The organism is Acinetobacter modestus (assembly GCF_014636095.1).
GTDB classification, from domain to species: domain Bacteria; phylum Pseudomonadota; class Gammaproteobacteria; order Pseudomonadales; family Moraxellaceae; genus Acinetobacter; species Acinetobacter modestus.
This window is the reverse complement of the sequence record NZ_BMDV01000005.1, coordinates 144,856-157,729: the sequence shown is the minus strand read 5'-3', so window position 1 is coordinate 157,729 and position 12,874 is coordinate 144,856. Positions and strand designations below refer to the sequence as shown.

Below are 12,874 nucleotides of genomic sequence, written 5' to 3'. Positions count from 1 at the left end.
TGCTCCTTTAGAATGAACGTACATCAACAAAATGACCTGCAATTGCAGCTGCTGCAGCCATTGCTGGGCTCACTAAATGTGTACGACCACCGTTACCCTGACGACCTTCAAAATTACGATTCGAAGTAGATGCACAATGTTCGCCTGGTTGTAATTTATCAGCGTTCATTGCTAAGCACATTGAACAACCTGGCTCACGCCATTCAAAACCAGCGTCTAAGAAAATTTGATCCAAGCCTTCTTGTTCTGCTTGTTGCTTCACCAAACCTGAACCCGGAACGATCATCGCCTGTTTAATACTAGATGCAACTTTACGCCCTTTCACGACATCTGCCGCAGCCCGAATATCTTCAATACGAGAATTGGTACATGAACCAATAAAGACACGATCTAATTGAATATCAGACAACGCTTGACCAGCAGTTAAACCCATATATTGATAAGCACGAGTCCAATCATTACGCTGAACATCATCTTTTGCTTGTTCTAAAGTCGGTACTGCTTGCGAAACAGGGATCACCATTTCTGGAGAAGTTCCCCAAGAAACTTGTGGCTCAATCTCAGCACCATTCAATACGACTACTGCATCAAATACAGCATCTTCGTCTGAATGTAAGGTATTCCAATATTCTACGGCTTGATCCCACTGCTCGCCTTTAGGCGCATAGTTACGATCTTTCACATAAGCAATGGTTTTATCATCAACAGCAACCATACCTACGCGCGCACCCGCTTCGATTGCCATGTTACATACGGTCATACGCCCTTCGATCGACATATCACGGAACACTTGACCACCAAATTCAATGGCATAGCCTGTACCACCAGCCGTTCCAATTTTGCCGATAATCGCTAAAACAACATCTTTCGACGTCACGCCTTTGCCTAATACACCATCAACACGAACAAGCATGTTTTTCGATTTTTTCTGTACTAAACATTGAGTTGCTAACACATGCTCAACTTCTGACGTGCCAATACCGTGCGCTAAACAACCAAATGCGCCATGTGTAGCTGTGTGTGAGTCACCACAGACCACTGTCATACCCGGCAAAGTTAAACCTTGCTCTGGTCCTACCACGTGGGCGATACCTTGACGAATATCATTAATACCAAATTCAACGATATTAAACGTCTTACAGTTATCATCTAAAGTTTGGACTTGGATACGAGACGTATCATCTTCGATTCCAGCAATTCCTTGCTCACGCTCTTTTTTAGAAGTTGGAACGTTATGGTCAGGTGTTGCGACATTGGCACTTAAACGCCATGGCTGACGATCAGCAAGTTGTAAGCCTTCAAATGCTTGAGGGCTAGTCACTTCATGTAATAAATGACGATCAATATAAATCAAGCTTGAACCATCATCACGTTGCTTAACTAAATGGTCATCCCATAATTTGTCATATAATGTCTTGCCTGCCATGTCGTCGCTCTCCAACGTGCTTGTCATAGGACTGGGTAACTAAATCTTAAATTTATTATAGCAATGCTTTCACATAAATCTAATTTATCATTTTTATTAGTTATCAAACTTTTTGGAATAAATAATTCATTTGCGCATCAATTTTTTCAATAAAAGAGATAAATCCTTTTCTATCTAAAAGTTCGATCATCAGCAATCGAAATTTCTTTTTTACTTTATAAATGATAATAATTATTATTTAATTAAATAGGATTTGAAACGGTGAGCGATATGGCAAACATTCAGCAATTCGTGATTAACAATCAACGGACTTTAAAAAAAACCTTGAGTTACTACATCATGCATATTAGTGTTGCGATGATAGTTGCCTATATGATTACGGGGAATTTAATCATGGCTGCAACCTTAAGTTTAATTGAACCAACCGTACAAGCTTTTGCCTTTTTCTTCCATGAAAAAGTTTGGAATTATTTCTAATTTTCAACATCAATATTTGAGCACCTATTTTAAAGTTATTTGAGTAAGCCTGTATGAATCTTGCTGCATTTGAAGCATTTTTAAAAGTGATGGAAACGGGTTCAATTTCTATCGCGGCGGAACAATTATTTATTACTCAACCTGCGGTGACCAAACGCATTCATACGCTTGAAGAATATTTTGGAGTAAAACTGTTTGAATCCGCAGGACGCGGTATTCAACCGACCCATGCTGCCCATTCTTTATTACCGAAAGTGAGAACATGGCTCAATGAATTAGGTGAAATTCACCATACACTGAGTCATGAGCAGAATCAGGTACAAGGTCGTTTAAAAATTGGGACGAGTCATCATATCGGATTGCATCATCTCGCAGACCCACTGAAAGCTTTTGTGCAATCTTTTCCACAAGTCACTTTAGATGTGCATTTTGTAGACTCAGAACAGGCGCATGAACAAGTTTTAGCAGGTGAACTCGAACTGGCCTTTTTAACTCTCCCTCCAATTGGAGATGAACGCCTAAGTTACTTGACTATTTGGAATGATCCTTTGGTTTTTGTCACCTCACCTTTTCATCCTTTAGCGCAACAATCACAACTTAAATTAGAAGATTTGATTGCTTATCCTAGTCTTTTACCCGCAGCACACACCTATACCAGTCAAATCACATTAGCAGAGTTTGAAAAAAAGAGCTTAAAACCAAAAATTAGTATGAGTAACAATCCCTTAGAGTCGATTAGAATGTTAGTTTCTATTGGCTTAGGTTGGTCAGTATTACCCAAAACTTTGGTGAATCAAGATTTAAAACAACTCGATCTCAATCTTGATATGCAACGCCAATTGGGTATGGTGTGGCATCCTGCACGAATCCAATCAAAAGCAGCGGAAGAATTAATTCATATGATGCAGTGAAGCTGAGTCAGTTAATCGCCACCGCAACTGCTACAACTACTACCGCAACTGGATGAAGATGATGATTGATCTTGCATGTATTTTGCAAAATCTTTGGTCATTTGTTCAAGTTCAAATAATTGTCCATTTTCCCAAGCCAAAGCCTGATCAATGGCAAACAATCGTGGCAATTGCATCGTATTCCTTGGATTATATCCATGTAACATACAACTATACTTCCAAGCTTCAAATAATTGCCGTGCCTGTTCTTCTGGTTTAATGCCTGCATCATAAGGGCTATGATGCAAAGTTCGGCCAATAGTTTGCTTACATAAATATTGATATTGGATTGGATATTGCAACATCACATGCCATAAAGCATCTACAGCATGTGAAGGCATGGTATAGGCTTGTTTTTGCATCACGTGTAATGCCAAATAATCCTTAAAGCCTAGTTCAATCAGTCGACGTTGTTTTAAGCTCAGTTCGGGATACTGTTGTTTTAATTTATTCCAAAATATTGGATCAATGTTGAGTTGCTCAATCTTCTCTAATTTATTCCTTCGAGTCTTGGCGATCAAAACATGGTTTAAAACAATAATTGTCCATATTAATGAGAGTAAAACCCAAGCGGTAAATATCTGCTGTTGCCAACTATACATGAGCAGTAAGACTAAAATCGGCAGGATAATCCAGCGTGTTTTTATCATCGGTTGCTGGCGTTCTAATTTGAGTAATGCATTAAGCATGCTGGAAGTATGTTCTTCCTGATTTGTTTTTATTTTCATACTGTCATCTTATAAAGAGAAGATGACAGTGAGATGACAAAAAAACCTCCCGAACAAGGAAGTTTAATATTCACTACGCGATTTGTAATAGTCGACGAATTTGCTGAACGATCTGATTTACATCTAATAAATGATGCGGAATAGTCATCGTCAATAATTGATCAGATCGAAAATGACGATCTACTTCAAGCATGACATGCGTTTGATGTGGTTCAGCAACGAATGAAACTTCTACCTCATTAAAACCGCTGAACAGATGTGAAGATACAAACTCAAGCTCTTGGTAACAACCAATCGTCGACCTAAAGTTACGCGCAGTGAGTTGCCCTTTTTCTACATCTACAGTCGATAAAACAAAACCACATTGTTGCATCGCCTGTAAAAACATTTGCATCGCTGGCGTTGGTAATATACTTAAATAATCACGATCTGTTGCATCTATACCCCAATCTACATCTAGACGGGTATTGATCCAAACCCTTATACCATTACGGCGACAAGAAACTTCAGTGATAGGCGTTTCATGCGGAATTTCCATAGTAAAAGGAATATTGTGTGATTGATTTGCAGCCAGCAAAAAATTAGAACTAATTAACCACTGTTCCAAAATCAAAGGTTGATTAAACTCGTGATCACCTGATTCGACTTCAGCCATCGTCATCAATTGTAAGTACAAAGCATTGATTTCTTTATCTGATGAACCACCTTTAAAACTAATTTCTCCGTGAAGCGTTTCACCCGCCTGTAAAGTAGGATTATGCAAATGCGTTTCTACAGTTACCCCTTGAATACCCAAACTTGACATAATTTTATTAAACATGTTTCAACCCTTTTGAATTATTTCGTTAAATCTATAACTGGCTACTTATTTTTAAAGTGCTTCATCCCCAGCGATTTCAAGCTTGCCATCTGCTATTTCGTTCATAAATTGCTGATAATCATTCAAATTTCGCTCAGCATATCGCATGGCATACTCTTGCAAAACATCTACAATCTTGTTGCCTTCACCTAAATAGCCTATCAAAACATCGGCATTACCAGATTTTGCATGTGCATGCGCCAATGCTAAGCCACAACTTTCAGCATATTCATAAAAATATTCGTCATCCATATCTGTTAAATCCACAGAAATCTTCATATCTCGAAGCTGACGGATGTGGAAATGTTTATCTAATGTAGAAAATCCTAAGAAAATATCACTAGCAGCCTGCATTAATTGTTGACCATGAATGACTCGCTCACCTTCATGTTCTACTTTATCTTTGAAAAGTGGGCTAAGTATTGAAGGATTCGCTTCTTTCATTTGTAATATCAATGGCTCTCGATCTGCATCTTGGAACAGCGCAACAGCAGAGCGTGTGCCAACACTTCCAACCCCAACTACTTTGAGTGCAACGTCTGTACGTTGATAACGATCAAATAAAACTTGTCGATCAAATTTCAATGAATCTCGATAACACGAAAAGAATTGATCAAGATTGTGGGCAAAAGGTTCATTTGTTTGGGGGTGCCATAAAAGTGGTTTGTCATCAATAAAATGCCTAAAACCCGTATCCTCATTTTTTTCAGTTAACTTTGGCAAAACCGAATGTGCATTTCTCTTTTGTGCTGAATCAAGATGTTTCTCTCTTTTCTTTCTGAGCTTTCGGCATTCCGTATTCTCTAGCAATGTCGTGGCATCGACCTTGTCATACCAAACCTGTAGTGGCGACAAGTCCGAGTTTTCTAATAAATGCTGACGATAACTATGCAACATGGTTTTAATTGCTTTTAAACCCACTTTATCGGCGAGATCAATATCACGAGCGGCAATCACAAAACTCGTTGCTAACCGTTTTAAATCCCATTCAAATGGAGCAACCAATGTCTCATCAAAATCATTAATACCGAATAATAAATTACGTTCAGGACTAGCAAAACCGCCAAAATTACTTAAATGACAATCACCACAAATTTGCTGGAATAAGCCTGAGTTAAACTGCTCCCATGCTTGATCAAACAACATTAAAGAAGGCATACCGCGATAATAGGTAAATGGAGAAACACTCATACGTTTTGCACGAATCGGCTTAAGCTGCTCTAAACGTCCTTGGTTACTCCAATCATAGATATTTAAAGCCGTTAGACCTTTAGGTCGTTGCGATAGTTGTGACAACTGTTCACGTGAAACTTTTTGACGTTGCGCTTTTCCTAATTTAAAACCTTCGGTTTTTGTCAGTAACTTACCTTGATAACTATGCCGAGTAAGATCAATGCAGTCTTCTGTCCAAAGTTGTTTGGGTAATTTAATTTGTGGTGTTTTAGGCATTATTTACTCATTATTCTAAAGGATAATTATTTGTTATTCTTATAATATTGACAGAGATATAATTCAATATTTTTATTGGGGTTAATAATATATCCCTCAAATATTATATTTTTAAATTAGAGAATCTTAAAATGAATAAAATTACTGGAGACTTAATTGCTCTTGCTCAAGCTGGAGAATTTGATGTCATCATTCATGGTTGCAATTGCTTCTGTACAATGGGGGCTGGAATTGCAAAAATCATCAAAAAAGAGTTTCCAGAAGCCTACCATGCTGACTTAAATACCATTTCTGGCGATAAGGAAAAGCTAGGAACATACAGCACAGCGAATATTATTCGTGATGATTGTAATTTTATTATTCTTAATGCTTATACGCAGTTTAATTGGCGCGGACAAGGTATTAAAGCTGATTATCATGCTATTCGAAACGTCTTTAAACAAGTTAAACAAAACTTCTCTACAGCAAAAATAGCTTATCCAATGATTGGTGTTGGACTTGCCAAAGGTTATTGGAACTTGATTGCAACAATTACTGATGAGGAGTTGGGAGACCTCGATCATAGACTCGTTGTTCTTCCAACTCCATAATTTTAGATCGACCAGTCTTGGATGTCCCAATTTTTTTCTTCAGCTAATTTCTCTAAACGGTCATCTGGATTTACAGCAATCGCATGGGTTGCATATTCAAGCAAAAAACGATCATTAATCGAATCTGAATACGCCCAAGACTCATCAACTACTCTTCCCTGTAACCATTGATCTAAACGAGCAAGCTTACCTTTCTGATAACAAGGTAAACCTGTCACCTTACCCGTATACTTCCCATCAAGAACTTCGGCATTCGTCGCAATAATTTCAGTAATACCAAATTCACGAAAAATCGGAGCCGTAATAAAATCACTCGTTGCAGTAATACCTACAATCGCATGACCTAAATCTTGATGCTTTTTTATTGCATCAAAACCTTTCGGACGCATTTGGGGACGAATCACTTTTTGCATAAACAACTGATGTAGTTCAGTTAAATAGTCATTGTCGTGTTTAGTTAAAAATTCAAATACAAATTCGTTATAGGCAATCGGATCAAGTTGTCCTGCCTTATAGTCCTCATAGAATTTATCATTCATTTGGCGATGATGAACTGGATCAACCAAACCTTCATTAACTAAAAATTCACCCCATGAATGGTCAGAATCGGTATTTAACAGGGTGTGATCTAAATCAAACAAAGCCAATTTCATATAAATGCTCATTTAAATGCAAATTAAAGAAAAAAAACGTAAATCTATTTCCGTAAGTGACTAAAAATTCGTTAAGATCATAGCAATTTTAAACATTTTACTTTGACCTTTTTCGAGTTGGACGTGAAGAGTGACTGTCCCCGAGATCAAAGTCAACGATATAGAGAAAATTTAGGTAGCCAAATGATCGATTCAGAAGGTTTCCGACCCAACGTCGGGATCATTTTGGCAAACGATGACGGACAAGTTTTATGGGCAAAACGCATTGGTCACAATGCTTGGCAATTTCCACAAGGAGGGATCCAGTTTGGAGAAACCCCTGAACAGGCACTTTATCGTGAACTGAGAGAAGAAGTCGGTTTATTGCCCGAACACGTCCAAATTATAGCGCAAACTAAAAGTTGGCTGCGTTATCGTTTGCCACATCGGTACATTCGGTCAGATTCTGATCCGGTATGTATTGGACAAAAGCAAAAGTGGTTTTTACTGAAATTAACGGCATCGCCGCATCATATTCAGTTAAATCTATCAGACCCACCCGAGTTCGATGAATGGCAATGGGTGAGTTACTGGTATCCGTTAGGTCAAGTAGTGAACTTCAAAAGAGATGTTTACCGCAGAGCCATGATGGAGTTGTGTTTACAATTACCGCAGCGTTAATCGTCAACAAATCATCACTTTAAGCAATGATTTTTGATCATAGAGCTGTTATAACTAGACCGATAACGATTTATAAATTGGAGTAAACATCCATGTCAAACATGCAACTCGACACGCTTAGACGCATTGTGCAAGAAATTAATGCGTCCGTCAGTTTGCATGATTCTTTGGACATTATGGTCAATCATGTGGCTGAAGCGATGCATGTAGATGTATGCTCCATTTATTTATTGGATGAACGAAACAAACGCTATGTGCTCATGGCTTCAAAGGGTTTAAAACCTGAAGCTGTTGGACACGTTTCTTTGAGTGTTGGTGAAGGCTTAGTCGGTCTAGTCGGTAAACGTGAAGAAATTGTAAACCTAGATAACGCACCTAAGCATGAACGCTTTGCTTATTTGCCCGAAACAGGTGAAGAGCTATTTAACTCATTTCTTGGCGTACCCGTGATGTATCGCCGTAAAGTGATGGGCGTTTTAGTTGTTCAAAATAAAGAGTCTCAAGACTTTAGTGAAGCAGCTGAATCATTTCTGGTCACCTTATGTGCGCAACTCTCAGGGGTAATTGCACATGCTCATGCGGTCGGAAATATTGATGTTTTCCGCAAACCGACCAGTGGTTCATCTTACAAAACATTCCAAGGGGTTTCAGGTGCTGGAGGGATTGCATTAGGTCGTGCCATCGTGCTCTATCCCCCAGCCGATCTTGCTGCAATTCCCGATCGTGAAGCTGAAGATATTAGTGATGAACTTGACCTATTAGATCAAGCGATTGCTGCAGTACGTTTAGAAATCCAATCTTTAGATGAGAAAATGCAAGACTCATTGATGTCAGAAGAACGCGCATTATTTAGCGTGTTTTTACGAATGTTAGATGAAAATGCATTGCCAAGTGAAATCAAAGACCATATTCGTGCAGGTAGTTGGGCACAAGGTGCGGTGCGTAAAGTCATCGACAAACATATCGCGCTATTTGCTCAAATGGAGGACGATTACTTACGCGAACGTGTTTCTGACCTAAAAGATCTTGGTCGACGAATTTTAGCTTGTTTACAAGAAAATGATTCCAGTCACCGTGAACTTAGCCCAGACAGTATTTTAATTGGTGAGGAAATTAGCACGGCGGCTTTAGTTGAACTTCCTGTTGATAAAATCGCTGCGATTGTGACTTCTGAAGGTGCAGCGAATTCACATATGGTGATCGTTGCACGTGCGTTAGGTATTCCAACTGTTGTCGGTGTGACTGAATTACCAATCACGACTCTTGATGATATTGAAATGATTGTCGATGCCTATCAAGGTCGTGTTTTTGTTAACCCACCACGTCGATTACGTCAACGATATAAAGAAGTCCAGAAAGAAGAAGAACAAATCGCCAAAGATTTGAAGCAATATGAAACCAAAGATGCGATTACACCTGATGGTGTCTCTATTCCTTTATTCGTAAATACAGGTTTGATGATTGACGTTGTTCGTGGCGTGCAACGTGGTGCAAAAGGTGTCGGTTTATATCGCAGCGAAATTCCGTTCATGCTACGCGAACGCTTCCCAGGTGAAGAAGAACAACGTGCCATCTATCGTCAGCAGTTGAGCCATTTTGCCAATAAGCCCGTAATTATGCGAACTCTCGATATCGGTGCGGATAAAGATTTGCCTTATTTTAGTATTGAAGAAGAAAACTCAGCATTAGGTTGGCGTGGTCTACGCTTTACTCTGGATCATCCTGAAATTTTCTCAGCGCAAATCCGTGCCATGCTAAAAGCTAGTATTGGTTTGAATAATTTGCATATTTTATTGCCGATGGTGACAAGTGTCAGTGAAGTTGAGGAAGTCTTGTATCTATTGGAACGAGACTGGTTAGCTGTACAAGAAGAAGAACAAGTCAAAATCACTAAGCCTAAAATTGGGATCATGGTTGAAGTACCGAGTGTACTTTTACAAATTGGGGAGTTTGCGGAGCTAGTCGACTTCTTTTCAGTTGGCTCAAATGACTTAACCCAATATTTATTGGCTGTTGATCGTAATAATCCTCATGTTGCTAACGTATATTCGCACTTTCATCCATCTGTCTTACGCGCTTTAAACCGTTTAGTAGAAGATTGTCATATCTATCAAAAACCAGTCAGTGTCTGTGGTGAAATGGCAGGAGACCCATTATCTGCCATTCTACTGATGGCGATGGGCTTCAATACGCTTTCCATGAGTTCTAGCAATATATTAAGAGTTCGTAAAGCGATTTGTCATGTCCCAATGAGTGATGCAAAACAACTCTTAGACGATGTTTTACACATGAATAACCCTCTGGTCATTAAAAGTTGGCTTGAACACTACTTTAAAACTCATGGCCTTGCAGATATGGTCAAATCAAATCGTTTAGTCAGTTAAAATGATTTTAGAAAATAAAAAAGCGATCATCATTTAGTTGATCGCTTTTTTATTTTCAGTATTTATTAATTCTGTCGTAAATAGATCTGTTGTTTGGTTTTATTCAGGCTAACCGCTGGGAATTTACGATCATAATCAATTGCAATCAAATCTTTACCAGTTAAATTTTTAACATCAGGTTCCCATGTAATATAGTAATTCAATTCTGCATTATCTCGAACTGATGGCTGAATATTTTGACGATGATTTGCAGGAATATTCAAATCAACTGTAAAAGGCACCTGAGATACTTGTATTTTCTTTTGTGTGATCAAGGTCGCCGGAACATCTGCCATACGGTTTTCAACCGCATATAAACGAACTGTACCTTGTTGTTGTACAACGTTATAAGTGCCTTGTCCCACAAATTCAACACTGAGTGATTGAGCTGCATCTGCTTTAGTTTGATCTGAATGTGGCATAATAGATGTACATCCTGCTAAAACGGTTAAAGATAGTCCTAAACCGAGCACTAATTTCTTCATTTGTTTTAATCTCTGCAAAATTAAGCTCAAAATAACATAGCAAATTTTAATATCATGGGGTTTTACATATCTCCAACCGAGTTTATGTTTTTAGATACCAAAATTGAATATAAAAACAGGTACTAAATCCACTCATTCACGTCAAAAAAAATTAAACGACCGCATTTTCAAATGGCTATTTTTAGGTGATTTTACATAACTCCAACATGGCAAAGATGTCCCTGAATGAAACAAATTAATCAAAGCTTGCTTCTGAATGTCAGCTTTTTTCCTACTTCTAGTTAAAACCTAGCAATACAGTAAGTCTTTATTTTTCCATTATCTTTTATCTTTTTTTAACAAATTTCATATCTACAAAAGCTAAGTTCATGTTTAAGCTTTAAACAGCTTCAATCGGATAAAGCATTTATGACATCAACTTTAATCCATTGGAAAAAAAACTTTCATCAACCTAGAGTAAAAATACAAAGGATGTAAACCCCATCATTACAAATCAATTTAGGCATCTTCATTTTTTGATACCCATTTTGTAGCTGATACGGTTAAACATTCATATCTTTGAACGGTCAAACAGTTCGGATGACCCAGCTCACAGGTCATCTTGATGGAGATAGAACATGAGCCAAGACGATAAAAAATGTCCTTATAGCCACTTAACCACTGATTTTGGTGCACCCGTGGTGGATAATCAAAATAGTATGACAGCAGGTGCTCGGGGTCCTTTATTAGCCCAAGATTTATGGCTAAATGAAAAACTTGCCAACTTTGTCCGTGAAGTGATTCCTGAGCGCCGTATGCACGCTAAAGGTTCTGGTGCATTCGGTACATTTACAGTTACCCATGATATTACTCAATATACCCGCGCTAAAATTTTTAGCGAAATCGGAAAAAAAACAGAAATGTTTGCTCGTTTTACCACGGTTGCAGGCGAACGTGGCGCAGCAGATGCTGAACGAGATATTCGTGGTTTTGCCTTAAAATTTTATACTGAAGAAGGTAACTGGGATATGGTAGGTAATAATACCCCTGTATTCTTCTTACGTGATCCACGCAAATTCCCAGATCTCAACAAAGCAGTAAAACGCGACCCAAAAACCAATCTCCGTAGTGCCACCAATAACTGGGATTTCTGGACGTTATTGCCAGAAGCCCTGCATCAAGTCACGATTGTGATGTCAGATCGCGGTATCCCTGCTAGCTACCGACATATGCATGGTTTTAGTAGTCATACCTATAGCTTCATTAATGCAGCCAATGAACGTTTCTGGGTGAAATTCCACTTTAGAACGCAACAAGGAATTAAAAACCTAACCGATGCAGAAGCAGGTGAATTAGTGGGTCAAGACCGTGAAAGCCATCAACGCGATTTATTCGATGCCATCGAACGTCAAGACTATCCAAAATGGACGCTTTTCGTACAAATCATGCCAGAACAAGATGCTGAGAAAGTTCCATATCATCCATTCGATTTAACTAAAGTTTGGCCTCATGGCGACTATCCACTGATTGAAGTCGGTGAGTTTGAACTGAATCGCAACTCTGAAAACTTCTTCCTAGATGTTGAACAATCTGCTTTTGCACCAAGTAACTTAGTGCCAGGTATTAGCGTTTCACCTGACCGTATGTTACAGGCACGCCTATTTAACTATGCGGATGCACAACGTTACCGTTTAGGTGTGAACTATCAACAAATTCCAGTGAATGCTGCTCGCTGCCCTGTTCACAGTAATCACCGTGATGGTCAAGGTCGCATTGATGCCAACTATGGTGGTTTACCACATTATGAACCCAACAGCTTCGGCCAATGGCAAGAACAGCCGCAGTACAAAGAACCACCATTGAAAATCAATGGTGATGCAGACTTCTGGGATTATCGTGAAGATGATAATGACTACTTCAGTCAACCGCGTGCCTTGTTCGAGTTAATGACACCTGAACAGCAAGATGCCTTATTTGGCAATACAGCACGCGCGATGGGCGATGCTTTGGACTTTATCAAGTATCGTCATATCCGAAACTGCTATGCTTGCCACCCTGCTTATGGTGAAGGTGTTGCAAAAGCACTTGGTATGACTGTTGCTGATGCGCAAGCTGCCCGTGAGACTGACCCTGCTCGTCATTTACCAAGCTTTCTTTAAACCCTAAAACATCCAAATAAAAAGCCATCTGCGGAT

Annotated in this window: 12 protein-coding genes; 6 read left to right on the top strand and 6 right to left on the bottom strand. The window is 38.9% G+C overall.

The genetic code is table 11. The features are described from left to right. Positions 1-7: 7 nt before the first annotated feature. The gene (leuC, locus tag IEV17_RS12440; protein WP_004659116.1) at positions 8-1,426 is read right to left on the bottom strand and encodes a 3-isopropylmalate dehydratase large subunit; all 1,419 of its coding nucleotides are present in this window, start codon (positions 1,424-1,426) and stop codon (positions 8-10) included. Between the two features lie 270 nt (positions 1,427-1,696). On the opposite strand from leuC, the gene IEV17_RS12435 reads away from it, so the two are divergent. Both IEV17_RS12435 and IEV17_RS12430 read left to right on the top strand, forming a co-directional pair. Continuing rightward, positions 1,697-1,903 carry a DUF2061 domain-containing protein gene (locus IEV17_RS12435; protein WP_004674543.1) on the top strand — a complete coding sequence of 69 codons (207 nt, stop codon included), beginning with the start codon at positions 1,697-1,699 and terminating at the stop codon, positions 1,901-1,903. A gap of 53 nt (positions 1,904-1,956) precedes the next feature. Then, positions 1,957-2,814, top strand: a complete 858-nt coding sequence (locus tag IEV17_RS12430) for a LysR family transcriptional regulator (RefSeq protein WP_004659119.1) — start codon at positions 1,957-1,959, stop codon at positions 2,812-2,814. An 11-nt stretch (positions 2,815-2,825) separates the two neighbouring features. Here IEV17_RS12430 and IEV17_RS12425 read toward each other — a convergent pair whose 3' ends face one another. From IEV17_RS12425 to IEV17_RS12415, 3 genes are all read right to left on the bottom strand, one after another. Beyond that, a complete protein-coding gene (locus IEV17_RS12425) occupies positions 2,826-3,581 on the bottom strand; it encodes a UCP032817 domain-containing protein (RefSeq protein ID WP_034600680.1) in 756 nt (251 codons plus the stop codon). Positions 3,582-3,654: 73 nt separating this feature from the next. Then, positions 3,655-4,401, bottom strand: coding sequence for a sporulation protein (locus tag IEV17_RS12420; RefSeq protein WP_004659123.1), 747 nt, complete (start codon positions 4,399-4,401; stop codon positions 3,655-3,657). A 51-nt stretch (positions 4,402-4,452) separates the two neighbouring features. Continuing rightward, a complete protein-coding gene (locus IEV17_RS12415; protein WP_004659126.1) occupies positions 4,453-5,889 on the bottom strand; it encodes a DUF2252 domain-containing protein in 1,437 nt (478 codons plus the stop codon). A gap of 131 nt (positions 5,890-6,020) precedes the next feature. Between IEV17_RS12415 and IEV17_RS12410 the strand changes: the two genes are divergently transcribed. Further along, a complete protein-coding gene (locus tag IEV17_RS12410; RefSeq protein WP_004659127.1) occupies positions 6,021-6,479 on the top strand; it encodes a macro domain-containing protein in 459 nt (152 codons plus the stop codon). A gap of 2 nt (positions 6,480-6,481) precedes the next feature. On the opposite strand, the gene IEV17_RS12405 is transcribed toward IEV17_RS12410, so the two are convergent. Then, positions 6,482-7,132 carry an HAD family hydrolase gene (locus tag IEV17_RS12405; protein ID WP_004659129.1) on the bottom strand — a complete coding sequence of 217 codons (651 nt, stop codon included), beginning with the start codon at positions 7,130-7,132 and terminating at the stop codon, positions 6,482-6,484. A gap of 183 nt (positions 7,133-7,315) precedes the next feature. On the opposite strand from IEV17_RS12405, the gene IEV17_RS12400 reads away from it, so the two are divergent. Together IEV17_RS12400 and ptsP are read left to right on the top strand one after the other, a co-directional pair. Continuing rightward, a complete protein-coding gene (locus tag IEV17_RS12400) occupies positions 7,316-7,792 on the top strand; it encodes an RNA pyrophosphohydrolase (RefSeq protein ID WP_004659132.1) in 477 nt (158 codons plus the stop codon). A gap of 92 nt (positions 7,793-7,884) precedes the next feature. Further along, positions 7,885-10,176 carry a phosphoenolpyruvate--protein phosphotransferase gene (gene ptsP / locus IEV17_RS12395; RefSeq protein WP_004659134.1) on the top strand — a complete coding sequence of 764 codons (2,292 nt, stop codon included), beginning with the start codon at positions 7,885-7,887 and terminating at the stop codon, positions 10,174-10,176. Positions 10,177-10,241: 65 nt separating this feature from the next. Here the strand turns inward: ptsP and IEV17_RS12390 are convergent, their stop codons facing one another. Beyond that, a complete protein-coding gene (locus IEV17_RS12390; protein WP_004659135.1) occupies positions 10,242-10,700 on the bottom strand; it encodes a hypothetical protein in 459 nt (152 codons plus the stop codon). A gap of 617 nt (positions 10,701-11,317) precedes the next feature. Here IEV17_RS12390 and IEV17_RS12385 point away from each other — a divergent pair. Beyond that, positions 11,318-12,838 carry a catalase gene (locus tag IEV17_RS12385; RefSeq protein ID WP_004659136.1) on the top strand — a complete coding sequence of 507 codons (1,521 nt, stop codon included), beginning with the start codon at positions 11,318-11,320 and terminating at the stop codon, positions 12,836-12,838. Positions 12,839-12,874: the final 36 nt, after the last annotated feature.

Bases quoted from the DNA above. Each gene is read 5' to 3' on its own strand.
- leuC (WP_004659116.1), bottom strand. From the start codon at position 1,426: ATGGCAGGCAAGACATTATATGACAAATTATGGGATGACCATTTAGTT.
- IEV17_RS12435 (WP_004674543.1), top strand. From the start codon at position 1,697: ATGGCAAACATTCAGCAATTCGTGATTAACAATCAACGGACTTTAAAA.
- IEV17_RS12430 (WP_004659119.1), top strand. From the start codon at position 1,957: ATGAATCTTGCTGCATTTGAAGCATTTTTAAAAGTGATGGAAACGGGT.
- IEV17_RS12425 (WP_034600680.1), bottom strand. From the start codon at position 3,581: ATGAAAATAAAAACAAATCAGGAAGAACATACTTCCAGCATGCTTAAT.
- IEV17_RS12420 (WP_004659123.1), bottom strand. From the start codon at position 4,401: ATGTTTAATAAAATTATGTCAAGTTTGGGTATTCAAGGGGTAACTGTA.
- IEV17_RS12415 (WP_004659126.1), bottom strand. From the start codon at position 5,889: ATGCCTAAAACACCACAAATTAAATTACCCAAACAACTTTGGACAGAA.
- IEV17_RS12410 (WP_004659127.1), top strand. From the start codon at position 6,021: ATGAATAAAATTACTGGAGACTTAATTGCTCTTGCTCAAGCTGGAGAA.
- IEV17_RS12405 (WP_004659129.1), bottom strand. From the start codon at position 7,132: ATGAAATTGGCTTTGTTTGATTTAGATCACACCCTGTTAAATACCGAT.
- IEV17_RS12400 (WP_004659132.1), top strand. From the start codon at position 7,316: ATGATCGATTCAGAAGGTTTCCGACCCAACGTCGGGATCATTTTGGCA.
- ptsP (WP_004659134.1), top strand. From the start codon at position 7,885: ATGTCAAACATGCAACTCGACACGCTTAGACGCATTGTGCAAGAAATT.
- IEV17_RS12390 (WP_004659135.1), bottom strand. From the start codon at position 10,700: ATGAAGAAATTAGTGCTCGGTTTAGGACTATCTTTAACCGTTTTAGCA.
- IEV17_RS12385 (WP_004659136.1), top strand. From the start codon at position 11,318: ATGAGCCAAGACGATAAAAAATGTCCTTATAGCCACTTAACCACTGAT.